The sequence below is a fragment of the Phycisphaeraceae bacterium genome (assembly GCA_040222855.1).
Lineage (GTDB): Bacteria > Planctomycetota > Phycisphaerae > Phycisphaerales > Phycisphaeraceae > Mucisphaera.
Genome location: JAVKCD010000018.1, coordinates 247,232 through 272,572, shown reverse-complemented (window position 1 = coordinate 272,572; position 25,341 = coordinate 247,232). Strand labels below are relative to the sequence as shown.

The following is a 25,341-nucleotide window of genomic DNA, read 5'->3' as shown; positions in this document are numbered from 1 at the left end:
TGTGTGAGCGCTTTTGGTCGTGTCGAGTCAGACTGCGTCCGATAGCGCATCAAAAAGCCCGCTCACAGGGAGCGGGCTGATCGGTGTTCTTAACTGCCTGTCATCAGCCCTTGGCTTTGGCGAAGAGTTCCGACACGCGGGCCCAGTTGATCACGTCGAAGAAGGCGGCGACGTAATCGGGTCTGCGGTTCTGGTAGTTGAGGTAGTAAGCGTGCTCCCAGACATCGACGCCGAGGATCGGGGCGTGCTTCTCGCCGTGGCCACCGAAGGCTTTAGGCATGATGGGGTTGTCCTGGTTGGCGGTCGAGCTCACATGGAGCTTGCCGCCCTCGCCGACGCAGAGCCACGCCCAGCCGGAGCCGAAACGAGTCGCTGCGGCGTTCGAGAAGGCCTGTTTGAAGGCGTCCATCCCGCCCAAGTCGGATTCAATCGCCTTGGCGAGGTCATCGGAGGGCTTTCCGCCTGTGTCGGGCTTGGTGAGCAGGGTCCAGAAGAGTGAGTGGTTGTAGTGACCTCCGCCATTGTTCCTGACTGGGCCCTGCTTATCGGCGGGGAGCCTGTCCAGCGAGGTCAGGATCTGCTCGATCGACTTGCCCTCCCATTCGGTGCCGGCGACAGCATCGTTGAGCTTGGCGACGTAAGCGGCATGATGCTTGCCGTGATGGATCTGCATCGTCGTGGCATCGATCGCTGGCTCGAGGTGATTGTGAGCGTAGGGCAGGTCGGGTAGCGTGAAGGCCATAAATTGCTCCGTAAGTTCAGCATCAAAAAGTATTTAAGTCGTACTCGGCGCCTGTGCCGACTGTTCATCACAGTATAGGCACTCTCGGAGAAGTCGTAGGGATTGGCAGACCGGGGAATAGAAGTCTGAGGTTTGTGATTGACTGGATACCTAGATTGGAATTATTCTAGGTTGCAAGTAAGGAAACCGGCGATGACCCTGCGAGGAGTGAACGCCGTACATGGAGTGCCTTATGCCTGCCACACTCACCAAGACCAAGCCCAACAAGCCGAGTGGCCGACCCCAGCTCGGGGCGGTCGATGCTCAGCGTCTGGAAGAACTGCTCGAGATCGAAGTCTACGACTACATGAATGACGAGATCTTCCAGGAGCCCCCGGCCCGTGCTGAGAAGCTGATCTACCGGCAGGCCGAAGCGGTCCCCGAGCCCGACACCAGTTGGTACGCGCCGATGATCGAAGACCTGATCGCCCCGCCAACGCGGGCGGTCCGGGCCGGGACGGTGCTCCTGACCGCCAAGCAGGAGCGGGCACTATTCCTGCAGTTCAATTACGCGCGCTACCGAGCCTCGAAGCTGCATGACCGACTCCGACGGGCACGCAAGCTCAATGTCGAAACCGCAAAGAAGTTTCTCGCTTGGCACGATCGCGCCGATGCCTACCGCGAGCAGATTGCCAACACCAACCTGGCTCTGGTCCTCGCGATGGCCAAGCGGACGCGCCCCAATGACCTGGAGTTCGCGGACATGGTGTCCGAGGGCAACATGGCGCTGCTGCGGGCCGTCGATAAGTTCGATGTTTCCCGTGGTTTCAAGTTCTCGACCTATGCCTGCCGTGCGATCCTCAAGTCGTTTAGCCGCGCGGGTCAGAAGCAGACCAAGCATCGCCGGTTGTTCTCAGCTGAGTACGACGTGAAGTACGAGAAATCTGACTTCCTGAAGAAGAAGCGTGAGGCTCACGAGGAAGACTGCGTGGCCGAGGTCGGCGAGATCATCCGTGACAACGCCGCTGAGTTGACACCCGTTGAGCGTACGGTGATCGAGCATCGTTTCGGACTCCGAGAAGCAACGCGTCGCTCCAACGGCCGTGGGCACACACTCGAGCAGGTCGGTCGGACCATCGGTGTGACCAAGGAGCGTGTCCGGCAGATCCAGAACCGAGCGCTCGAGAAACTCCGCGATCACATGGAGGACGATGTCCTCAACTAAGAAGGCCAAAGTCTGAAAAATCAAAGCAACCCCGTGCTCTTGAGTGCGGGGTTGTTCATTTCGGAGATTGAGGGTCTACGGCGTGTTACTTGCTGGTGAATGATCCCCGCCGTCGCCATTGATGAATCGTGCCGCGAGTTCGTGCCGGCTGCCAACCTTGAACTGGCGGTAGATCGCCTTGATGTGGTCGTTGACGGTATGGACGCTCAGGCTCAGATTAGAGGCCATGTCCTTCGGGCTGGTGCCTTGGAGAAGCATCATGAAGACCGTGCGCTGACGAGGTGACAGGCCCAGGCTCTTCTGGCCGCGGTCCTTCGGCATGTCGGTGCTGTGCAACCAGCGGATCTCGCTACAGACGATGTGAATCAGTCTTGAGTCGCGCTCGCTAAAAGGTTCTCGTCCCCACTTCCGGTGCAGCCCGACGCCGGAGATCATGTCCGGCTCTTCGAGCGGGTAGATCGAGAAGACGTACTGGTCCATGTTCATGAGCTTGCCGTACTGGCGGATGCTGTCAGCGTTGTAGAAATCTTCGTCGGATATCAGTTGCTGACGCCTGCGTGTGTAGTGTCGACCTTCTTGCTGGAGTCGAGCCAGCGGCGCGTGCTCAGGTGGAGGGCCGACCGGGTCGTTGGCATAGGCCAGCATGGCCGCGACCTGGTCTTTGGAGAGTCCGCCATGCATCATCCAGATGGAGAGCGGCCGCCCGCCTTCGCGGACATCTCGTGTAATGGTCCAGAGCCATGAATCGGCGTCTACAAGACGCGTCAGCCCGTCCATCAGCGTTCTTTTCCTACTGGCCAGGTCCCCCTCGTCGCGGATGACCTCGGTCAGCAGGCGCACCACAGCGCGAAGATCCTCCTCGGTGATGAGCGATTCCTCCCCGCTACCGACGGCCAAGCCCGGGGGGGTGGGAGTGTCCTCTGCAGGACTCGGGTTGGGTGTCTGGCTCATAAACGAATTTCCCGGTAGCCAACAATCACAAAAAAGCATAACCCTCCGGATCATCCCTGTCTATGGATATTTCTCTGATCGATGCGCAGGCAAGGGGAAATCCCTGCGTATTCAGGGAGGAACCCCCGCTCAAGCGGTTCGGCCGCCGGGCGGAGGGGTAGAGAGGCGGGTGGGTGGCACGACAGGGGGGCGTGGTGGTGACCAGTTCGTGGCCCGGGCATTCAGCCCGGGCCCGACTGGTTTTTCTATGCAGCGATCAGGGAGAAGATTCTGCTTCCGCATCGCGCTGAACGTATGGGAAGCTGTAATCGGCTGTCTGGTCTTCACCCCGGGTGAGTTGCATGAAGCTCGCATGTCCATCCACAAAAAGCAGATTCATCTTGTCCGCGTCATTGTGAAACTTCGCATCCCAGTGGGCATCGTTGACGGTGTAGTACCACTGAACATCTCCCGCCAGCACGACAAGTGATTCAGATAGCTCAAACTCCGCGAGTCCTACCGGTGTTTTTCGGACCGATGGCGGCGGGGCCAGATGGAAGTTGAGCATGTAGGTGTTTCCGTAATACTCGTAGGTGTCATGCCCTTTGGTGGGGCCTGGCCCGCCGTTGCCGTGGCTGATCTCTCGTGAGAAAGGGCATCTGAATGTATCCAGGCCGCTGGTGTTGTTGTTCGTGAGCCCGATGTAATAGTTCAGGGGACGGCGGAACGTCGTACCGTTATCAAAATCGGTGTAGGTTTGTCCAAGCCCACTTTTCCCGCCATAGACCCAGTGCATATGGTTGCGGAAGAGCGGCGTGTAGCCGCTGGAGTCAACCCAATAGGACTGCCAGGCTGCTCCGATCTGGCGAAGATTCGTCGTGCAGAGCATGTCCTTAGCGGTCCGTCTGGCCATGCCGAGTGCTGGCAGCAGGATCCCGATCAGCAGCGCGATGATCGAGACCACCACCAGCAGCTCGATGAGCGTAAAGCCGTGAGCAGAGACTTGGTGTCTTGATATGCGCTGCAATGAACCACCTCGACACATGTAAAAACCGCCGGGCTTCCCCTACTAAAGAGTAGGTGACGCCCGGCGGGGGTCAAGATATTTTGTTGCTGATTGAGGCCTAGAAGTCGAGAACCAGAGCGATCCGGTACTCAAAGTCGTTCCGCCGGCTGCCCCCATCGACGTTCATGTCGTACTCGTTCTCAATACCGATGCGGAGGCTCAGGTTCTCGGCGGCATCCATCTGGATCACCCAGTCCACTGCGGTGACGTTGCGAGCCTTGCCAAGGTCCTCGAGGTTCGGGAACAGGAAGTTCGAGGCGACCAGATCCTGGTTCTCGTTGATGTCGTAGGTCCACTCGACACCGATGAGTCCCTCTGGCCGCAGATCATCGGGCTTGATCTCCTGAATCGCCCCCAGACCCAGACGGCCATCGACCAGGTGCTTCTCATTCTTGAACAGCTCGTAGCCAACACCTCCAAAGCCGGCGATACGCTGCTCGTACGACTCGAACTGGTCGTACTCGTACTCACCAGCAGCCCAGTAGAAGTACTTCTGATCCGGGATCAACCAGTCCTTGAAGACCCTGGCCATAAACTCGTTGTCGGTGTTCTGGCTGTCCTCAGTGCCGTAGTCGTAACTGATGTCGATATCCCAACGGTCGGTCTCATCGGCGTAGTTGAGTTCGAGAAGAGTGAAGAAGTTCAACTCCGACGTGTTACCCTCCTGGCCGTCGATACCCAGAGAGAATCGCCGGTCCCAGCCTTCGAGGATCTCGGTACCGAAGAGTCCGGGGTTGACTGCTTCTTCAGCATCATCCTGGGCTAGGGCTGGAACACTTAGGCAGGCCGTAAGGGCTGCCACCATCAGGGATTGTGATTTGAACATACAGGTCTTTCATGCAAACCATTGGGAACATAAGCAGGGCTCGAATGCCCCGGGGAAAAATCTGATCAGTCGCCCTGCTTGAACAGGTGGACGTCCATCTGCGGGAATGGGATGCCGATGCCGGCGTTGTCGAGCTCGACCTTGGCCGCACGGGTCAGCTTCTCACGCACAGCCCAGAAATCGGCGGCGTTGACCCAGACCCGGAGAGACCAGTTGATCGACGACCCACCCAGTTCGAGCAGGTAAACCTGTGGAGCGGGATCGGGGAGGATGTTGTCCACGCTGGCGATAGCCTTCTGCAGAATCTCACGGGTCTTATCGAGGTCGGCGCTGTACTCAGTGCCCACCGCGACATCGCACCGGCGCGTCGGGTGATACGTGATGTTCTCGATGGTGCTGCCAAAGACAGAACCGTTGGGGACGATGATCCTACGGTTGTCGGGGGTGTCGAGCGTGGTGCAGAACAGGTCGATCTCAAAGCACTTGCCTACAGTCCCCCCGACGTTGATCACGTCCCCGACCTTAAACGGACGGAAGACCAGCAGCATCACGCCCGAGGCGAGGTTCCCCAGGGTTCCTTGGAAGGCCAGACCGATCGCAAAGCCCATCGCGGCGATCACCGCGGCAAAGGCGGTTACTTCAACACCCGCGGTCTGCAGCGAGGTCAGGCCACCAATGAGCACGACCAGCCACCAGACCATCTTGCCCAGGAAGCGCGTCAGCGTCTCATCGACTTTGACCTTACGCATCGCCGTCTTGGTGATGCCCGATGCCACACTCGCCACGAAGAGGGTGATGATGAGGATCACGAGCGCCGTGATGATCGCTGGCCCGTACTCGAAGGCCATGTCCTGCCAGACGGTCGGGTCGGTGTAGTCTGTGGCCGGAGCAGCTTCTGCAGCGGCCTCTGCGGGGGCAGCGTCCGGGGTGGCCTGAGCGAGCATCCAGAGTGGCAGCATGGAGGGGGTCCCTTCCTGAGAGAGTTGATCTGAATCGAGCATAATCCCGTATCCAGAGAGAGTGGTCAAGCTGGAGAGGAAGGGCGGTCTGGCTGGAATCAAACCGCAAAGAACAGCCGCCGGAGAAAGGTCTCCGGCGGCTGCCAAGGGGTCAGATTGTCGAACCGTCAGTCAACTTAGCGACGACGGGTCAGGGCCAGGCCAGCGAGGCCGAGCAGAGCCGCCGAGGCGGGCTCGGGGACGACTTCGACAACGAGGTTGTCGTAGACGCCGAACTGCGACTGGAAGGGGTTGGCAACCGAGCTGAACACGTCGGCGTAGCCAAGGCTGGCCAAGCCGGCGAGGTTGCCGGTGAACGGCGCGTCGATGATCATGTTGCCGTCATAGGAAACGGTCAGACGCCCGCTGAGCGCCTGGATCTCAAGCGTGGTCCAGATGTTGGTCGGCGAGCCGGGGACCGCGGTCGTGGGGAAGATCGACTGGTAGAGGGCAGCGGTGCCGTTCGCGCTGCCAGCGAGCATGCTGGGATCGGAGCCGGGAACCGTGGTGGGGCCGCCAGCAGTCGGATCGAGGTAGTAGCGGTGGTCAGAGCCCGAGCCGCCTTCACCGGTGAATGCATGGAACATGCCCGAGCCGGAGATCGGGGTGAAGATGCTGTTGAACGTCGCACCGTCGCCGCCGATGCCCACATGGGCGTACTCGGTCGTGCCGCTCGCCGCCAGGTTGACATTCATGTACACGTCAACAGTCAGCTTGTAGCCCTTGCCAGCAGGAGGGGTCACGAGGGTGTTGTGGAACGCGGTAATTTGGTCAGGGGCACCAGCGGTGTCGTTGGCGGTCATCCGGAGGCCACCCTTATCGCCAGGGGCCGAGCGAGGAGCCAGCGGGATGCCCGCGGCGACGTAATCGAAGGCAAAGGTCGAGGTGCTGTCACCCGTGGACTGAACCACGGTGTAATCGCCCGACGAATCGACCTCGAAATCGTCGCTGATAAGAGCGGCCTGGGTGGTGCCGGTGGCGATGAGGCCAAGGGCGGCGGCGAGAGCAAACTGAGTCTTCATAATCTTCTCCCTGTACGGTGAAAAAAGTGACAAAACCAGAGCGATACGCAGGCTGGCCACAACTTTGTGACCCCAAGTGAACTTAGTTTCTCCAAACCAGAGGGTCTGGGTAATATGGGCAAACACATGGAAGCCACTGCCCACACATGCTCTAAGCATGCGCGATGGTAGGCGGGGTGCAAGCGGAATAACCATAATGATCTGGATTCAGACCGACTTTCCCGGCAGATTGCAGGTCGTATCGGAGAGCGGATCGGCGTAAGCGTGAGGGTTCAGGCGGTCTGGGGGGTGTGGAGAGGGCTGAGCCAGCGAGACCGGGTGCTGCCCGGCTCGGAGTCCGGCTCGGCATGCTGGATCGCGGCTGCCACCAAACCCATGAACATCGGCTGAGGCCGGAGTGGGCGGCTCATCAACTCGGGGTGGAACTGAGCGCCGATGAAGTAGGGGTGCTTGCCCGCCGGCAGCTCGAGGATCTGCATGATCGGCTGATCCGGATGACGACCGGAGAAGACCAGCCCGTGCTTCTCCAGAGCTTCGATGTACCGGGGATCGACCTCGTAGCGGTGGCGGAACCGCTGGCGGATCGTAAAGGCCCGCTCAGGGTCCGGATCAGACGGCTTGAACAGGTGGGCCGCCAGCGTGTGCGGGTGGATCAGCACATCCTTCCCGCCCAGCCGCATGTTCCCGCCCAGGCCCTCGATCTGCTTCTGCTCGGGCAGGATGTCGATGACCGGGCTGCTGGTGCTCGGAGCGAACTCGGTGGAGGCAGCGTCCTCGATCCCCGCGACGTTCCGGGCATACTCGACGACCGCCATCTGGAACCCCAGGCAGATCCCCAGGTAAGGCAGGCCCTGCTCACGACAGTGGCGGACACAAGCGATCTTCGATTCGGTCCCACGAGCCCCGAATCCGCCGGGCACGATCACAGCGTCCAGTTCCGAGAGCCGCTCGGGGATCGCCTCCGGCTCAATCTTGGTCGTGTCGATCCACTGGATACTCAACTCCGCCCGCAGCCTGGACGCGCAGTGCTCCAGAGCCTTGTCGATCGACGCATAGGCATCCCGCAGCGAAGCGTATTTGCCGGTCAGACCGATCTTGATCGGATGACTGCGCTTCCGCTTGACGTCCGCAACAAACTTCCGCCAGAGTTCGCGCTGCTCGTCCTCGTGAACCTGATCCACGCGGCTGTGAAGATCGAGCAGTGAGAGGATCTCACGATCCAGCCCGGCTTTGCGGATCGCTTCGGGGATGGTGTAGACCGAGTCGCGGTCGTGCATCGAGAAGACGCGCTTGAGCGGGACATTCGAGAACATCGCGATCTTCTCGCGGGCCGAGTCCTCCACCGGGCTCTGGCATCGCACCGCCACGATATTGGGCTGGATGCCCGCTTCCATCAGCTTCTTGAGCCCGAGCTGAGCGGCCTTGGATTTCTGTTCCCCCAACGCTGGCGGTTCGATCACATACGTCAGGGCCACGAACGCGACCGAGCCGGGCCCTTCCTCAAACGCGAGCTGCCGCATCGCCTCGATGTAGAACGCGTTCTCATGGTCGCCGACGGTCCCGCCCACCTCGACGCACACCAGGTCGGCCTTCTGCTTCATGGCGAGCTGGCGGACCATCATCTTCACCTCGCCAGTGACGTGCGGGATCATCTGCACATCACGGCCGAGGTACCCGCCATGGCGTTCCTTATCGAGCACCTTCCGGTAGACCTGACCGGACGTTGTGTAGTTGTCCCGCGTCAGGTTCTGGTCGAGGATCCGCTCGTAGGTCCCCAGGTCCATGTCGGTTTCCATGCCGTCATCGAGCACGAACACCTCGCCGTGCCGGTAGGGGTTCAGCGTCCCCGAATCGATGTTGAGATACCCCTCCATTTTCAGCGGCGCGATCTTCAGCCCCTTGTCCTTGAGCAGCTTGGCCAGCGATGAGGAGAAGATCCCCTTGCCAAGCCCGCTCATGACGGTCCCAAGAACCACCAGATATTTATGCCGTCCCCGGACGTAACCGTCGGGGATAGGGTTGAAAAACTCAGACTCGTGGGACTGGTGCCCCACCTCCGAGAGAAGAGACTCAGGTGATGGGCTTTGCGTGTGGGGCATGTCCCATCGTAACACGCCGGGTGGGTCCGGGACAAGACCGCGATCTGATCGCTATTGACCAATTACCCTGCCAGGCTGATTAGGTCGCTGGGCACCTCTCGGCTCGGATCGCCCAGTCGTAACCGGTACTCGGGCTGGCCCATCTCGATTTCGATGACCTCTGAGGGGTGTTCCGGATGCTGGATTATCACTCGGAGCCGGCCGCTTTCAGGCAGCCCCTTCATCTCCGTATGGCCACGCTCGTCCGTCCAACTGAAGTCAGAAAAGCCTCGCACCTCCGCTGGCTCGCGATCCCCGCGCTCGACCGGCTCGCCTTCTTCCGGTTCCTCTTCGGGCACGACCTGAAAGATCAGCTGAGCCCCTTCCAGCGGGATACCGAAACTATCGACCACCTCGAAGACCACGATTGGTCGCGGTCTCTGCACCATACGGACTGGCTCCTGATCGCCCGCGAACCAGGGCCGGGACTCTCTGCGCTCTGGCAGCAGGTTCTCATCGAAAGTATCGGTCTCGAGGATATAGGTCTTGTCCTCCAGCCGATGAAACCGTACGAAACCTTTTTCATCAGTCATCGCCATCTTGGGATGCCACAGCGGTTCGGGGAACTCAGGATCGCGCAGCAGCACCCGCTGATCAGCCACCGGCTGCCCCAGTGGGTTGACCAGCACCGCCTCGATCATGCGTCCTCGCTCGAGTGTGATCTGGTGCGTCTGCGTGTCGAGTCCCTTGGGGTCCAGACCTCGCTCAAGGCCCGAGTTGAGGAAGCGGTCATCTCTCAGATACAGCCCGACGGCTGTTTTCTCGTCGACCGGGCCCAGCATCCAACGCCCCTCAGAGTTGGTCACTGTGTGGTGATGGAAGCACTGGTAGAGGCGTGGCATCGTGCCCAGCGTGCCCCGCACATCGCGTAGCTCCACCCTCAGGTTCGGTACCGGCTGACCCAGATCATCCTTGATCACCCCGCCCACCGTGAGCCCGGGGCGGAGCATGATCGTGATTGGCTCCTCGCTGCCCATGCTCGCCATGTAGGACGCCGCCATGATGCACAGCCGGGGCTTCTCCGGATCATAATGCTCTGCGTGGACGATGATCCGTCGGTGAGGCTCTGACGGGACCCACCGGGCCTGACCGGCAGCATCCGTGGCGATCTCTACCTTCTCGACCGTGCGACCGCCATGAAACGGCTGGTCAAAGGTCTCAAACCTAACCATCGCATTCGGGATCGGGCTTTTCTGCCCGTCGATCACCGACACCAGAAACGGGCTTGGGGCATCCTGAACGACCCGAAGCGTCTGAACCTCGCCCGTCCCCAGTGGGACCGTGAACCTGCCGTAATGAACCGTGTCGTGCGTCACCACCAGCACCACATCGCCCTCAACGGGAAGCCCATCCAGTGTCACTCGTCCGGACGCGTCGCTTTGCTCATCCAGCCAGAACACCTGTTCATCGAACCCCTGGCCTGGGAACGAGCTGCCGTGCACACTCACGTCCCGATCGGCGAGGGGCTTGCCCTGATCATCCAACACCAGTAGTTCCAGGCTCGACTTCAACTCCAGTCGGTAAGTCGTTGTCTCCGCCTCATCCTCATACGCCGTCTGAACCTCGACGGTGCGATTAAAATATCGCTCATCATCTCTCGGGTAGATCTCCACAGACACCACTTCGTCGGTCAGGCCCTGCGCCACGATGATGCCCTGCTCATCGACACGCTTGCCGTATGACGTGTTCTGACTCGGCACAAGGACCGACGCCGATACTTCCTGCGTTGGCTCCCCGAGTTCATCGAGGATCTGTAACCGCACCATCCTGCCGCGCTTCAGCACCAGAACATGTTCGGCCCGACGCAGCGCCTCAAGGTCTTCACTGTCCTCCGGGCGGACTTCGACGTAACGATCCCGGTGCTCTCGACCCACCTGGATCCACAGCGGGCGATCCGTCGGCATATTCTCCAGCGACCATCGTCCCTCCAGGTCTGTCTCGAACGACACATGGCTCGCCCAACGGTTCTGGTCACCGGGGTGCTTACGGTAGACCCAGAAGCGTATCCCGGCGACCGGCTCGCCCCGGTCATCTTTGACCCTGCCACCAAGTCGCTCACCCGCAGCCAGTCGCAACGCAATCTCAAGCGGCGCGTCTCTTCGCCGTACCGTTAACCGGTCGGTGGGAAGCCCCTCCGCTTCGGCTGTGGCCGTCAGGAATTCGAAGGGGCGCTGCGGAACCCAGACATAGGTAGCCCGGCCGTCCAGCTCCAGCGTCACACGCTCCGACCGCGGAGAGTCGGGCTGAGACGGAAGTTGACCTTGCGGCGGACGGGTCATGATCGTGACCGTCCCACGGTCCATCGGTCGACCGTCATGCCCAGTGACCATGATCGTGACGGCCTCCGGAGAATCCTCCGACGCTATAGGCGTCTGCCCCTGCAGGTCGAGTGGCATCAGCCCCACCACAGCAGCAGCCAACAGAATCCGAACGAAAAACAAGCGCATCAGCAACTCCCGGAGGAGGGTCATATAGCCTGATTCTCTTGTGCTCTCAGCTCGGTTGCAAGACCCTACCCAGGAATCCAGACCTTCTTCGACTCCACCAACAAAGCGTGCTCCGGAAGCCGGATGGCGGACTCCACCTTGCAATAAAACGCCAGCCCACGCACCGAGAACAGGTACTGATGCTGCTTCCGAAAGAAGCCCCCCTCAGCGTGCACCACCAGCGGCTCATCCGCCAGATCGAGAAGCGTCATAAACGACGCCTCTTCAACCTGCACGATCACCCCCGACGCCTTGATCGCGTTGGCGATCGCCGCGGCCTGCGCCGCCGCCGCTCCACCCGCTGCTGCTCCTGCCTGTGACATGGTCAGTCTTCCTTACCAACAACAAGTTTCCATCGTCCACGCCCAGCCTTCTGCACCGGGTGGAGAACCCCTGCTTCAACAAGGTCTTTTCGAGCGAAGCCAACTTCAGCACGCCAAGCGTTCTCACCTTCGATGGTTGTCGAGTTTCGAGCTTCGAAAGAGAGATTTAGGCGATCTGCCATTAGTTCATAAACTGAATTCTTGGAGTTACGACCTCTCGTCAGTACGGTGCCGCCTAGTTCAGATATGAGTTTTACTAGTTCGTCCCTCACCGTTTCTCGGGATGGGAAGCCATGTGCTCTAGGTCTTTTGTACATGATGTACTCCTAAGCTGATCCAATCTTTTAATTTGGATAACGCCTCACAAACGCCTCATACTGCTCCGGCGTGTCGATCCCGAAGCAGGCGTGCTTCACCTCGATCAGCCGGATCGCGTACCCATTCTCCAGCACGCGAAGCTGCTCCAGCGACTCCGCCTGCTCGGCTGGCGTCGGGTCGAGCTGCGCATAAGTCGGGAGAAAGTGCCGCCGGTATGCATAGACCCCGTGATGCAACAGCACCCTCGGCTTGAACTCCGTGCGCTCATAAGGAATCGCTGAACGGGAGAAATACAGGGCCCGACCCTGACGGTTGAGCACAACCTTCACATAGCTGGGGTCATTCACCTCAAGATCGTCCGGTAACGGCGAGCACGCCGAGGCCATGGGCGTTGATCTCGGATCTTCACTCGCCAGCGCGTCCGCCAGCTTGTCGATGGTGGCCGGATCGATCTCAGGCTCATCACCCTGGACGTTGAGCACCACCGCATCGGGGCTGATCTCTCCATGCTCGGCTTCGACATGCTCGACCGCCTCGGCGAGGCGCGAGGTGCCGTTCGGGTGCTCCGGACGGGTCATAATCGCTGTGGCTCCCGCCGCCCGAGCAGCCTCTGCGATCTGCTCGTCATCCGTCGCGACCGTCACCAGGTCGATGGTCGTCGCCTTGAGCGCTTGCTCGATGACGTGGGCCACCAGCGGGCGACCGGTCTGATTCGCTAGAGCCTTGCGCGCAAAACGTGTCGATCCGATGCGGGCAGGAATCACGACCAGGCGTTGAAGGTTGGGCATTCACCCATGATGACAAGGTCATCGCCAGCGTACCAGCGGGGAACCCCACCCCATCAGAATCAATCGTCCGAAGCCGCTTCCAGCGTCTTGACCAGTTCCCGGATCTTCTCCATCCGCGCCTGGATGTCCCGGTACGAGATGTCGGTCTGCAGGATCCCCGAAGCGACCTTCTGCGCTTCCTTGGCCGCTTCGAGTTTCTTCGAGCCCTCGGCCACCAGCGTCAGGGCCTCCATCAGCAGATACCGGAGGTCCAGAGCCAACCGGTCATCCTGGAGCTTGTGAGATTCGATGCCCTCATGCAGCGTATCGACCGCCTCCTCATTCCACGACTTCTTGAGGTAGCACTGGCCGAGAAACAGGTGCGACTGTGCCCGATGCTTGGCGTCCGCCTTGGCCTGCTGAAACGCCCCGATCGCGTCATCGAATCGCCCGGCCTGAAACAGCCGACGCCCGTACTCGTACCGTATCCCCATGTCGGTCGGATAGTTCTTCGATCGCTCTTCATACTCGCCCAGTTCAAAGGCCAGCCGCTGCTTCTGGTTCTCCTGAAACTCGGCGATCGCCTCCGGGCTCTTGTCCTGAGCCATCTGCTTGAGGATCCGGCTCTGCCGGGCCATCTGTTTCATCTTGATGTCGCCAGCCCGCATCTTGAAGCGGTACTGCCCAACATCCTCCCAGGCCTTGTTGAGCAGCTCAATCGCCTCGGACTCGTGATCCTCCTGCTCGGTTTTGAGAAGCACATCGATGAGCTTGGTCAGCTTGTCGCTGTCCTCCGGCGTCTCTTCCCACTCGGCGCGCCGCTTCGCGATGATCTGGTCCTGCTCCGACTCGCCCACCCGCAACTGCCCCTCGGCTTGCAGCGTCGCCTGAGCGTCCGCGTCCTTGAGGTTGGATCGGAAGTCACCCTGTTCACCGGCCCCGAACTGCCCGCCTGAGATCATCTTCTCGGCTTCTAGATTCCGGAGCAGCTCAAACAGTTTGGCGTCGTTAGGCGCGACCCCGATGGCCCGCTTGCACGCCTCGACGGCCTTCGCATATGCGCCGATCTTCGCGAAGGATTCTTGCAGGCTCATGTAAAGCCCCTTGTCGGGCTTGGTAGAAGTCTGCTCCATCGCGTTGACACCCATCCAGTAGGCGACCTCGGCGAGATTGGTCTCGTCATCCTCCTGAGCGTCCGCCTCAACCGCCAGCTTCATCACATCCCGCATCAGTCGGGCGTCAAGGGGGCTCATCGCCCACAGCTTCTCAGCCGAGAGCATCTTCTCCAGCTTGGTCGAACCCCCTGAAGACAGCTTTGCCGCGAACCCGGCCGGCTTCCCGCCCGCCAGCTTGCGCTTAAGCGCGACATCCCGAAGGTCCTCATGCCGGTTCATGTTCGCGGGGTCATGCCGCAACCCGTTGATGAACAGATCGATGGCGTAGTCGTAGTTCCCCGCAGAGGCCACCGTGTCAGCGTGCTCGAAGAAGCGGACCGCCTTGCGCGGGTCCCTGCTACTAGACGCCCCACTCCCCCCATCCTTGCTCTGCTTGTTGCCGCCTAAGCCGAAGATGCCCACTATTCCAATACCCTTCGCTCGTGGCTGCCTGGGAAAACATCTACTGTAGGATCGGCCAGACCGGGGGGCAACCAAAACCCCAGCCAGCCCTCTTGATCCTTGCCGTTTTTGAGATACGCTATGTGGTTCGGAACGATCTTCACCCGTACTGACCCACCGTAAGGAGGCCCTAACGATCAACGCCACCACCCTGCATACCGGCACCTCGACGCTTGATGCGTCAACCATAGCGGCCCCTGGTACCCAAGCTGGCCAGGTCCGCAGGTTTATGGAAGAGCACTTCTTCCATTTCAACAGCCGGGAACTGCTGGAGGCGGCCAGGGCCTACGAACAGCATCTCAACCAAGGCGGGAAGATGATGGTCACCCTCGCCGGGGCCATGAGCACCGCCCGACTCGGTAAGATCCTCGCCCGCATGATCCGTGAGGACAAGATTCACGCCATCTGCTGCACCGGAGCCAACCTCGAAGAAGACCTGTTCCTGCTCCTGGCAGGCACCGAATACGAGACCTGTGGCGACTACCGCGACCTCGGCCCCCAGCAGGAGGCCGCTCTCCTGGAACGCGGGATGAACCGTGTCGCCGACATCTGTATCCCCGAGCACGCCATGCGCACGCTCCAAAAGTCCCTCAACAAGCGATGGATCGAGGCTGACCGCAACGGAGAGTCACACTTTCCCTACGAATACCTCTACGACATCATCCGTACCGGCGAGCTCGAAGACCACTACCAGATGCCCGTCGAGGACAGTTGGATGGTCGCCGCCGCGGAGAAGAACCTGCCCATCTACACACCCGGCTGGGAAGATTCGACCACCGGAAACTTCTTCGTCGCCCTGAGCATCCAGCGAAAAATTAAGTCCCATCGACCTGTCCGCACCGGCAGTGAGCAGATGCAGCACCTCGCTGGCTGGTATCAGCAAAACGCTTCCTCGGGACCCGGCATCGGCTTCTTTCAGGTCGGCGGCGGGATCGCGGGCGACTTCCCCATCTGCGTCGTTCCGATGCTCACGCAGGACCTCAAGCTCGATGATACGCCCCTCTGGGGCTACTTCTGCCAGATATCCGACGCCGTCACGAGCTATGGCGGGTACTCCGGAGCCGAGCCCAACGAGAAAATTACCTGGGGCAAGCTCCACACCAGCACCCCCAAGTTCTCCATCCAGAGTGACGCCACCATCGTCGCCCCGATGATCTTTGCCTACGTCCTGGGCGATTAAGCCTCCCGGAGACTGCGATGCAAACGTCGATCGCAGCTCCGCTGGTCGCTCAGGTTGCCTGGTCTATGGTCACGGCCTTCTGTGTCACCGCGATCCTCGGCGAAGTGGTCCTGCGCCTCGCGAGACGCTTGTCCCTCAACGACCAGCCCGACCGTGAGCAGCACAAAGCCCACTCGACTCAAGTACCCAACATCGGCGGGGTCGCCATCACACTCGGCCTCCTGGCCGGCATTCTGGCCGTCACCCTCCCGGGCCTCACCCAGACTCGATGGCTCATCCTCACCCTCCTTGGCATGATCGCTCTGCACCTGCTCGGTCTGGTCGATGACCGCCGCGGGCTCGGAGCATGGCTCAAGCTAAGCATTCAGGCTCTGGTCGCCATCGCCATCGTCACACTCGGCGAGGTCCGGGTCATGACCCTTCTTGATGAGACCGTCCCGGGCGGATACCTCATCAGCACCAGCCTTTCAGTCCTGTGGCTGCTCGTCATCTGCAACGCCATCAACTTCCTCGACAACATGGACGGGCTGGCGTCGAGTGTCTCCGCCGTCGCCGCTATGGTCTTCCTGGCCGCTGCTCTCCTAACCGGTCAATCCGAGGTCGCGTGGCTCTCAGCGGCAGCGGCAGGGGGGTGCCTCGGATTTCTCCTGCACAACGCCCCGCCGGCCCGAATGTACATGGGCGATGGCGGGTCACTGGTCCTCGGTCTTGGCCTGGGCGTGATCTCCATCCAACTCACCTACGTCCAGGCTGACAACGGCGAGACCATCTGGCATGGCGTCCTCACCCCTCTCATCGTTTTAGCGGTCCCTGTTTACGACTTCCTCTCCGTTGTCTTCCTCCGCCTCCGGGCCGGACGCAGCCCGATGTCTGCCGACCGCAATCACCTTTCACACCGCCTGGTCCGACTTGGACTCAAACCACCCACCGCCGTGGGCCTCATCGCGATCCTGACACTCGCCACCGGCCTGGGCGGGGTCCTCCTGGCCGCGCTCACCGGCTGGCAGGCTCTGCTTGTTGCCGCTCAGACCCTAGCGATCCTCACCCTCGTCGCCATCTTCGAGAGCCTTGGCTCATCCACTGATCGTTGAACTCGCATCCCATGAAGAAGCACAATGAATAAGGCGAGGCCCTGAGGCCTCGCCTTACATCGTCAAACAGATGCGGAGAGTGGCGGCGGAGGGGGATCAGAATCGCGAGCTGCGACCCTCGTTGTAGAGCGCCGGGTCCTGCAACAGGCCGGGGAACCGCAACTCTTCCTCCTCGTTGAGGATGATGATCGTCGGCTTCACCAGAACCAGCAGCGTCCGCTCGTCCTTGACGTTCGAGCTGTTCGAGAACAGCCGCTTCACCACAGGAATCTTCGAGAGCATCGGCACGCCCGACTCGATCTCGACCTCACCAATCAGACGCTGACCGCCCAGCAGCAGCGTGCCCCGATCGGGGATCGACACCGTCGCCCGGATCTGAGTCACGTCCAGCACCGGCAGCTCCTGCGTGCCGCTGACGATGATGTTCTCCTGGTCATCATCGGTGCCGGTATCGATGTCAGCCGTCCCGATGAACGGGATCTGCCGGAGCTCAAAAAGTTGGCTTAGGCTGGGTCGAAGCGTCAGAGTCACATACCGACGATCCGACGAAATCGTCCCTTCGACATCGAGAATCACGCCGGTCGAAAACACCGAGACCTCAGGGTCCAGAGCCGCAGCATCCGAAACCACCTCCAGATCGGAGATATAACTCGTCTGCCGAGCCACAAAGATGTAACTCCGCTGACCATTGGCAAAAGTGACGTGCGGGGCCGTCAGCGAGATCGCCCGCCGATGGTTCTGGGTCGCCCGGATCAGCAGGTTTACCTCGAGGTCATCCAGGTAGGCCACACCCATTTCCAAAGCACGACCTGTCGAGGCGAAGCCGGTCGGGGCCGAGAAGGCCGGCGTCCCGGGCTGATCAACAAAGGTGTTGCCTAGACCGGTAGAGGGCCGGAATACACCGGGGGTCAGAGCCGTGCCGGTCGCCGCAGCAACACTCGACGAGTCCTGAGCCACCGACAGACTCGTGTAGTTCGAGCCCAGGTTATTCATGCGGAAATCGACGTCAAAGCCGATGTCCTCCAGGAAGTTCTCGTCCACCAGCAGTAGCCGGGCCTCAACCGTGATCTGACTCGATCGCGACTCCCGGATGTCGTCAAGAAGTTGCGAGAGCTCACGATGATTCTCTGGGCTCGTGCGGATGATGAGCTGTCCATTCAGCTCACGGATGGTCGACTCAAGGTTGAGCCACTCGTCAGGCGTGCCAACCGATTCCTGCACCAGGGTGGTGATCTCCTCGATCGCCTCCTCGCGGAGGGTTTCATCGTCTTCATCTTCCTCATCACCCTCGGAGAAGATCGAGCTGCCGCCACCCTCCTGCTCTTCGAGAGCCGCAGCGAGGTCAAAGTCAGGGGCACCCGTGAAGTTGGGGATCTGCACCAGCAGGTCGCGGATGTCATAGACACGAAGATCAGACACGCTACGCAGGTCAAGCTCTGTCGAGATCGTCACCACCCCATCGATCACCGAGAACGACAACCGCTCAAAGTCATTCGAGAGCTGCTGCAGGACCAGCCGCAGCACCCGCTCCGCTGTCACGTTGTTTAGGTTCAACGTAACCAGCGAGTCACGATCGACACCCGCGATCTCTAGGGCGTTCCAGTTCACGAAGAAGTTGGCGCCAGTCTGAATCTGCAACGCATCGATCACCGACTCCAGCGGGCTCTGGTCAAATGTGACCGAGATCACCTGCCTTAGCTGCCGGATCGCTTCCCGGGTTGACTCGCTATCCCCGCCGCCGGGCAAGTTCTCCAGGCGACGTTGAGTGATCTCCGGCCAGTCGGTGGGGTACACCAGCGGCTCGGCATTCGGGATAATCTTAGCGCGATTCTCCAGCGCCAGGCCCATCATCGCCTCTTGCCGACGCATCGCCATCTTCCGAGATTCGGTCAACGTCTTGTTATTGATGATGGTCGATCGCAGCAACTCCGCGGCAAAGCTGTCGTGCTGGATAAACAGTGCCTGATCCACTAGTTCCAACGCCTCAGCGTAGTTCTGGCTGGCGTTGAGCTCGTGGGCACGAATCAGAAGCTGATCGACCTGCTTCCGGCGATTCTCAAGATCACGCAGACGGTCAGCCTCCTGCTCGGCCCGCCTCCGGTTCTCGATCTGCCGGGTCAGCTCAGCCTGATGGCGATCACGCTGCGTGATCAAGGCCGCCTGCATTCCCGTGGCCTGCTGACGCAGGTCCGCCAGCCGATCCGGGCTGATCCACTGACGATTCCGGTCTAGGACCTGCTGAGCACGGGCCACCGCATCAAGGGCCGCCGCATAGTTCAGAGAGCTCGCCGAGGCATTGGCCTCATTCACAGCCTCATCAAAGGCCGCGATCGCAGACTCCTGACGGATCTGACGCACCAGTGCGTCGGTCGATAACGCGTCATTCTGCTGCTGCCTGCTCGCGAGCGCCGCCGTCACCGCAGGCAGGGCCTGGCGTGCTTCGACGTTCGTCGGATCAAGCGAAATCGCCTCGTCATACAACTGAGCCGCCAAGGCCAACTGCCCCTGACGCTGAGCTTCTTGACCCTCAGCGAACTTCTCCTGAGAGAGAATCCCCCGCGCCTGCTGAATCAAATCCTGGGGCATCCCGGATGCCGACGGTGCTTGTGGCATCGCAGCAGCAGGGGTGCTCGCCACAGGCTGGGTGGGTGTTGGCGTCCCCGCCGCTGCCATGGTCACGTTGCCGATCTCGGCACGAAGGGCATCAATCCGCTGACGATCAAACCACGTCAACCCGACACCGCTGGCGTCCAGGTCATCGAGCTTCCGCTGGGCATTCGCCAGCCGGCCGGCACGAACGTCATCACCGGCCATGTCGATCATCCGACGGGCCGCGGTGAGGTCGCTGTTGAGTTTGCGATTGAGTTGGGCACGCCGCGCCGCCGCCAGCGAACGAACCTCAAGGCTCGCAGCCTCAAGGTCCATCAACTCGCGATAACGAACCAGCGCGTCCTGCTGTTCAGCACGGTTAGCAGACACCGCCAGAGCATCCGCCTCAGCGAGCATCCGCTCAGGCGTGATCAACTCAGGAGTCGGCTCGGGAGCAGGGGCCGCGACAGGTGCTGCCTGGGCGGGCTCCACCACAGGCGCGGGTGCGGGCTCAGAGACCTCAACAGCACGAGCCGGAGCAGGTTCCGGTGCCGCTGGCGGAGGCGTCACCGCACCACGTTCTGCATCACGCAGAGCCTGGTCCAGACGACGACGATCCTCACGACTCAGCTGCATCCGATCAACCCGGCCAAGCGTTTGCTCGGCTGAATCGAAGTCCCCTGCAGACATCTGTTCGATGCCCTGCTGGAGCAGTTCAGCTGCGGTGGGGAAGTCGTCTTGGGCGAAGACGCCCGAACTTCCGAACCAAAGAACAGGAACGACCGTAACGGCGAGAGCGAGGGAGCGGCGTCGCAACACGTGGCCTCCGTCGGACTTCAATCGATCAGGCGGATCAGTCGCCGGATCGCGGACTCCAGTTTCGGCTGATCTACCAAAAACAAAAAACGACCTTGAACATGGCTGGAAATCCGGGTGGCCCGCAGCACCATGGCTTGGACCCATTGGGATACCCTTCGGCCGGAGTCTAAGCTGGCCCTCTGACCCCTGCAACCCGTTTGTCCAGCTTCCCGGAGGGGTTACAACGGCACGCCACCCAAGACGCCCCCTTTCCGCTTGATGTTCACTCACCCGATCACTAAGCTATGGGGTTCGTTGGCAGGCCCCTGTAGTCCCTGCCAGACCCGACTGAAGTCCCCAACCAACCCTCAAATACCCCCGGAGCAGGCCATGGCTCATAAAAAAGGACAGGGCTCAACCAAGAACGGCCGTGACTCGAACCCGCAGTTCCGCGGGATCAAGCTCTATGGCGGCCAGAAAGCCAAACCCGGTGCCATCATCGTCCGCCAGTGCGGCACCCGATTCAAGCCCGGTTTCCAGGTCGGCATCGGCAGCGATGACACCCTCTTCGCCCTCGCCGAGGGAACCGTCGAGTTCCAGGGACGAAAAGTCCACGTCCGTGCCGCTGACTGAAAACCCGTCTCGTCCAAACCAATCCACCACGCACCGACCGGCCATGTGCCGGTCGGTTTGCTTATAAGCTGAACCCATGCTCATCGACCAAGCCATCATCGAAATCCGCAGCGGGAAGGGCGGTGATGGCCGCGTCAGCTTCCGCAGAGAAAAATACATCGCCCGTGGCGGGCCCGATGGTGGCGATGGCGGGGATGGCGGGTCGGTGATCGCCCAGGCAATCCACGGCGTCGACACCCTCCTCGACTTCGCCGGTCGGCACCACTGGTTCGCCCAGGACGGCGAGCCCGGCGGGTCACGGGGCTGCTATGGAAAAAATGGACGCGACTGCGTCCTACGACTCCCCGCTGGGACGCTCATCTACAACGACGACACCGGCGACTGCCTCGCCGACCTCACCACCGAGAACGCCAAACTCGTCATCGCACAAGGCGGCAAAGGCGGTCGCGGGAACATCCACTTCGCCACCGCCACCAACCAGGTCCCCCGCGAGGCTACCCCTGGCGGTGAAGCCATCGAACTCCGACTCCGACTCGAACTCAAACTCATCGCTGACGTCGGACTCATCGGACTACCCAACGCCGGAAAATCCACCCTCCTCTCCAGCATCAGCCGAGCCACCCCCAAGATCGCCGACTACCCCTTCACCACCCTCGAACCTCAACTCGGCATCGCCGAACTCGCTGGCAGCCGACGCATCGTCATCGCCGACCTCCCCGGACTCATCGAAGGCGCCGCCGATGGCACCGGCCTCGGCAGCCGATTCCTCCGCCACATCGAACGCACCCGCGTCCTGCTCCACCTTGTCTCCTGTGAGTCAGGCGATCCAGGCCAGTGCGCCGCCGCCTACCACATGATCCGCGAAGAACTCGCCGGCTACTCCACCGAACTCGCCGAGAAGCAAGAGGTCATCGCCCTGAGCAAATGCGATCTTTGGGGCGATGACGCCCCCGACTTCGCCACTCAGGTCGCCTCAGCAATCGACAAACCCGTCCTGATGCTCAGCAGCGCAACCCAATCAGGACTCACCGACCTTCTCGAACAAGCCTGGAAACACCTCAACCGCGACACGGACACTGCCAGAACCGGCTGGGGACCACGGGCAGCAGGTAGCGAAGCGCCGAACCGTTAAGATGCCGTCGGAGCTGGTGACCATGAGCCAAGTCAATCTTCTGGCGGTAAGCGTTGGCAACACCCGGACTCGGGTTGGAGCCTACGTCGATGGCAAACTCGTCGAGTCCGCCACCTTCTCCAACGAGCGACACACCAAAGTCATGGACGCCATCGCCGAGGCCGTCCACGCCCTGCGCGATCACCCCGAAGCACCGGTCGTCGTCGCGTCAGTCAATCCTCCCATGTCCACCAGCATGGAAGAAGAGCTCAAAGCACTCGGCCGCACCGTGCTCCGCGTCGAGCGAGACATGCCCGTCCCCATCGGACGCCAGCTCGACCGCGAAGCACTCATCGGCGAAGACCGCCTGCTCAACGCCGCCGCTGCCTTCGACGTCCTCAAGCAAGCTCTCGTCGTCGTCGATGCCGGCACCGCCATGACCGTCGATTTCGTCGATGGTGCGGGAACCTTCCATGGCGGGGCCATCCTCCCTGGCGCTCAACTCATGCTCGACAGCCTCAGCCAACGAACCGCTCTGCTCCCCGAAGTCGAGTTCGAGCGACCCACCGAAAACATCGGCCACAGCACCCTCCAGGCCATGCTCACCGGCATCTACCAGGGCATGAGAGGAGCCGTCCGCGAGCTCGTCGAGGCCTACGCCCTCGAAACCGGTCAGTACCCCATCATTGTCGCCACGGGCGGGGACGCCGACCTCCTCTTCCGCGAGTGGGAACTCATCGACCGCATCGTCCCAGACCTCACGCTCAAAGGACTCGAAGTCACCCTCCGCACCGCCCTCGAACGCGAACGTGATGCCCAAGGCTAAGCGCAAACCATCCGCATCAACCGATCCCAAGCTGCTCCGAATGACGCGCGAGCAAGCCCGCAGTTCGGCCCTCCGCCTCTGGTCGATCAGCCTCTTCATCGCTGGCTTCACCATCGCCGCCATCGCCGTGCTCAACCGCATGAGCTTCCCACGCCAGTTCTCCACACAAACCGCCCTGACTACCGCTTTCCTCCTGCTCGTCTTCAGCGCACCCATCGGTGCCATGGCCCGGATGCAGACCTACAAACGCCACTGGGTCGGCCAGGCCGTCACCCCCGCTGGCTATCTCGCTGGCACCCGGGTCTACCTCACCACCATCCTCGTCGCCATCCTCCTGGCTGGCGTCCTCCTCGCCCTCGCTCCCATCAACACGCTCATCATCGTCGTCTTCGCCCTCGCCTCACTCGGCTCGTTCGCCATCGCCTACCCCCAGGGCGAACCCATGACCACACGTATCCCCGACCTCGAGTACTCGCGCACCCGGCGTAAGCGATGACCCCCACCCACATCATCGAGCTCACCGCACCCAACCCCGGTGCCGTCGCCCTCCTCGTCCTCAACGGCCCACAAGCCCCGCAGATCGCAGCGCAGCTCACCGGCTCACCCATCCCACCCGATCGCCGCCTGCGGCTCCGACAGTTCGACAACATCGACGAGGGTCTCGTCGTCGCCCATCCAGCAACTGACAGCGCACCAGCCACCATCTGGCTCATGCCCCACGCCGGCAGGGCGGTGATCCACGCCATCATCCAGCATTGCACCCAACTCGGTGCCACCCTCTCCACCACGCCCGACCCCCGCACCTACTTCCCCGAAGCCGATTCCCTGATCGAAACCGAAGCCTGCCTGCTGATGACCCGCGCTGCCAGCCCCTTGGCCGTCGATGCCCTCGCAGCCCAGCCCAAGGCCTGGTCAGACGACCCAAGACCTGATCCCGTTACGACACACCAACGAACCTGCACCCTCGACCGCCTGATCACCCCACCCACAGTCGCTGTCGTCGGCCGCCCCAACGTCGGCAAGTCCACCCTCCTCAACCGCCTCCTCGGCCGCCGCGCCGCCATCACCTCCGAACTCCCCGGCACCACCCGCGACTGGGTCGGTGCCCTCGTTGAACTCCCCTTAGGCGATCAGCCCCACCAGGCCATCGCCGTCCACTGGGTCGATAGCCCCGGCCTGCGTAGCACCGTCGATGAGGTCGAAGCCGAGGCCATCCGTCGGGTCCAACCCATTCTCGAACGAGCCGATGTGCTCATCGCTCTACGCGACCGCACCATCCCCTGGCCTGACCCTCAAGCCCTCCCCAGATCCCCCGATCTGCATGTCATCAACAAGGCCGACCTCGACCAACCAGAAGACCCCAAGTACCCCGACGCCATCCACATCAGCGCTGAGACCGGCTCAGGACTCCCTCAGCTCGCCTCCGCCGTGCTGACGCACCTCGGATTCACCCACGAATGGCCCGCCATCATCCGACGTCCCTGGGCTTTCAACGACCGGCTTCGGTCCACTTTATGACGACGTGTCGTCGCGGTGCTTGTCCTCTTCACCAGCGATCGTGCTGCGCATCTCTGTATCCGCTTGAATGTTCCGCAGCTTGTAGTAGTCCATGATCCCCAGATTCCCGCTCCGGAACGCCTCCGCGATCGCCTGCGGGATCTCCGCCTCAGCGAGCACCACCTTCGCACGGTTTAGCTCGATGCTCGCTCGGTTCTCCTGCTCCGTGGCAACCGCCATCGCACGCTTCTGCTCGGCCTCGGCCTGGAAGCGTCGCTTGTCCGCCTCCGCCTGATCCGCCTGGAGCTTCGCACCGATGTTCTCACCCACGTCGATATCCGCGATATCGATCGACAGGATCTCAAACGCCGTGCCCGCGTCCAGTCCCTTGGCCAGCACCGTCTTGGAGATCTTGTCCGGGTTCTCCAGCACCGCCTTGTGTGAGACCGCCGATCCGATCGTCGTCACAATACCCTCACCCACACGCGCGATAATCGTCTCTTCCGTCGCACCACCAATCAGCCGTGCCAGATTCGCCCGCACCGTGACCCGCGCCTTCGCCTTGAGCTGGATCCCGTCCTGAGCCACCGCGTCTATCGTGCTCCGGCCCGAGTTCGGGTTCGGGCAGTCAATCACCTTCGGATTCACCGACGTCTGCACGGCCTCCAGGATGTCACGCCCCGCCAGGTCGATCGCACACGCACGGTCCCACGGCAGCTCGATGTCCGCCCGGTTCGCCGCGATCATCGCACGCACCACCCGCGGGACATCACCCCGAGCCAGATAATGCGTCTCAAGCTGCGCCGTGCTGACTTCGAGACCCGCCTTCTTCGCCATGATCCGGCTGTTGACGATGATCGTCGGGTTCACCTTCCGGAACGTCATCCCGATGATGTCCGAAAAGGCCACATACGCCTTCGACAACGCCGCCTGCAGCCACAGATTGAGGTAACGAAGGAAAAACGCACCGATCACGATCGCGATCAGCACCAGAACAACAACAACAATCCCAAGAACAATCTGGAAACCCGTCTGACCAACTAGCAGCATGATGCTTACCCCATTGTGGTGAACCACCCGGACCCACTGGCCCGGGGGTGACATCATAGTCGCTAACCCCTAACCGCGCACTCGGGCATCCCCCAACCCTCATATACTCCGTTCACGCACCAACCCCAGA

Annotated in this window: 21 protein-coding genes; 8 read left to right on the top strand and 13 right to left on the bottom strand. The window is 61.4% G+C overall.

The window, feature by feature from the left end; all coding sequences use genetic code 11:
- Positions 1-103: 103 nt before the first annotated feature.
- Positions 104-742 (bottom strand): superoxide dismutase, encoded by a 639-nt coding sequence (locus RIG82_04810; protein MEQ9460251.1) that lies wholly within the window; start codon positions 740-742, stop codon positions 104-106.
- Positions 743-974: 232 nt separating this feature from the next.
- Between RIG82_04810 and RIG82_04805 the strand changes: the two genes are divergently transcribed.
- Positions 975-1,946 (top strand): sigma-70 family RNA polymerase sigma factor, encoded by a 972-nt coding sequence (locus RIG82_04805; protein MEQ9460250.1) that lies wholly within the window; start codon positions 975-977, stop codon positions 1,944-1,946.
- Between the two features lie 75 nt (positions 1,947-2,021).
- Here RIG82_04805 and RIG82_04800 read toward each other — a convergent pair whose 3' ends face one another.
- The 10 genes from RIG82_04800 to RIG82_04755 all read right to left on the bottom strand — a co-directional run bounded on the left by RIG82_04800 (position 2,022) and on the right by RIG82_04755 (position 14,397).
- The gene (locus RIG82_04800; GenBank protein MEQ9460249.1) at positions 2,022-2,897 is read right to left on the bottom strand and encodes a helix-turn-helix transcriptional regulator; all 876 of its coding nucleotides are present in this window, start codon (positions 2,895-2,897) and stop codon (positions 2,022-2,024) included.
- Positions 2,898-3,153: 256 nt separating this feature from the next.
- Complete coding sequence (locus tag RIG82_04795) at positions 3,154-3,903, bottom strand: prepilin-type N-terminal cleavage/methylation domain-containing protein (protein ID MEQ9460248.1); 750 nt, start codon at positions 3,901-3,903, stop codon at positions 3,154-3,156.
- A 97-nt stretch (positions 3,904-4,000) separates the two neighbouring features.
- Positions 4,001-4,747, bottom strand: coding sequence for a DUF481 domain-containing protein (locus RIG82_04790; GenBank protein MEQ9460247.1), 747 nt, complete (start codon positions 4,745-4,747; stop codon positions 4,001-4,003).
- 86 nt (positions 4,748-4,833) lie between these two features.
- Complete coding sequence (locus RIG82_04785) at positions 4,834-5,769, bottom strand: mechanosensitive ion channel (protein MEQ9460246.1); 936 nt, start codon at positions 5,767-5,769, stop codon at positions 4,834-4,836.
- Between the two features lie 134 nt (positions 5,770-5,903).
- Positions 5,904-6,788: a PEP-CTERM sorting domain-containing protein gene (locus RIG82_04780; protein MEQ9460245.1), complete on the bottom strand. Its 885-nt coding sequence runs from the start codon at positions 6,786-6,788 to the stop codon at positions 5,904-5,906.
- 272 nt (positions 6,789-7,060) lie between these two features.
- On the bottom strand, positions 7,061-8,887 hold the full coding sequence (locus RIG82_04775) for a CTP synthase (GenBank protein MEQ9460244.1): 1,827 nt from the start codon (positions 8,885-8,887) through the stop codon (positions 7,061-7,063).
- A gap of 62 nt (positions 8,888-8,949) precedes the next feature.
- Entirely contained in the window at positions 8,950-11,397 is a 2,448-nt protein-coding gene (locus tag RIG82_04770) for a hypothetical protein (protein MEQ9460243.1), read from the bottom strand.
- 41 nt (positions 11,398-11,438) lie between these two features.
- A complete protein-coding gene (locus RIG82_04765; protein ID MEQ9460242.1) occupies positions 11,439-11,735 on the bottom strand; it encodes a hypothetical protein in 297 nt (98 codons plus the stop codon).
- Between the two features lie 344 nt (positions 11,736-12,079).
- Entirely contained in the window at positions 12,080-12,841 is a 762-nt protein-coding gene (kdsB, locus tag RIG82_04760; protein ID MEQ9460241.1) for a 3-deoxy-manno-octulosonate cytidylyltransferase, read from the bottom strand.
- A 59-nt stretch (positions 12,842-12,900) separates the two neighbouring features.
- Complete coding sequence (locus RIG82_04755) at positions 12,901-14,397, bottom strand: tetratricopeptide repeat protein (GenBank protein MEQ9460240.1); 1,497 nt, start codon at positions 14,395-14,397, stop codon at positions 12,901-12,903.
- Positions 14,398-14,665: 268 nt separating this feature from the next.
- Here RIG82_04755 and RIG82_04750 point away from each other — a divergent pair, with 268 nt between their 5' ends.
- Together RIG82_04750 and RIG82_04745 are read left to right on the top strand one after the other, a co-directional pair.
- Positions 14,666-15,616, top strand: a complete 951-nt coding sequence (locus RIG82_04750; GenBank protein MEQ9460239.1) for a deoxyhypusine synthase family protein — start codon at positions 14,666-14,668, stop codon at positions 15,614-15,616.
- Positions 15,617-15,633: 17 nt separating this feature from the next.
- The gene (locus tag RIG82_04745) at positions 15,634-16,707 is read left to right on the top strand and encodes an MraY family glycosyltransferase (GenBank protein ID MEQ9460238.1); all 1,074 of its coding nucleotides are present in this window, start codon (positions 15,634-15,636) and stop codon (positions 16,705-16,707) included.
- A 96-nt stretch (positions 16,708-16,803) separates the two neighbouring features.
- Here RIG82_04745 and RIG82_04740 read toward each other — a convergent pair whose 3' ends face one another.
- Positions 16,804-20,115 (bottom strand): hypothetical protein, encoded by a 3,312-nt coding sequence (locus RIG82_04740; protein MEQ9460237.1) that lies wholly within the window; start codon positions 20,113-20,115, stop codon positions 16,804-16,806.
- Positions 20,116-20,484: 369 nt separating this feature from the next.
- Between RIG82_04740 and rpmA the strand changes: the two genes are divergently transcribed.
- The 5 genes from rpmA to RIG82_04715 all read left to right on the top strand — a co-directional run bounded on the left by rpmA (position 20,485) and on the right by RIG82_04715 (position 24,182).
- Positions 20,485-20,727: a 50S ribosomal protein L27 gene (rpmA, locus tag RIG82_04735; GenBank protein MEQ9460236.1), complete on the top strand. Its 243-nt coding sequence runs from the start codon at positions 20,485-20,487 to the stop codon at positions 20,725-20,727.
- Between the two features lie 76 nt (positions 20,728-20,803).
- Entirely contained in the window at positions 20,804-21,859 is a 1,056-nt protein-coding gene (gene obgE, locus RIG82_04730; GenBank protein ID MEQ9460235.1) for a GTPase ObgE, read from the top strand.
- 22 nt (positions 21,860-21,881) lie between these two features.
- Positions 21,882-22,664 (top strand): type III pantothenate kinase, encoded by a 783-nt coding sequence (locus RIG82_04725; protein MEQ9460234.1) that lies wholly within the window; start codon positions 21,882-21,884, stop codon positions 22,662-22,664.
- A complete protein-coding gene (locus RIG82_04720; GenBank protein MEQ9460233.1) occupies positions 22,651-23,160 on the top strand; it encodes a hypothetical protein in 510 nt (169 codons plus the stop codon). The genes RIG82_04725 and RIG82_04720 overlap by 14 nt, the downstream gene beginning before the upstream one ends.
- Entirely contained in the window at positions 23,157-24,182 is a 1,026-nt protein-coding gene (locus RIG82_04715; protein ID MEQ9460232.1) for a GTPase, read from the top strand. The genes RIG82_04720 and RIG82_04715 overlap by 4 nt, the downstream gene beginning before the upstream one ends.
- On the opposite strand, the gene floA is transcribed toward RIG82_04715, so the two are convergent.
- Entirely contained in the window at positions 24,177-25,268 is a 1,092-nt protein-coding gene (gene floA / locus RIG82_04710; GenBank protein MEQ9460231.1) for a flotillin-like protein FloA, read from the bottom strand. The two genes, RIG82_04715 and floA, sit on opposite strands and share 6 nt — an antisense overlap.
- Positions 25,269-25,341 lie beyond the last annotated feature (73 nt).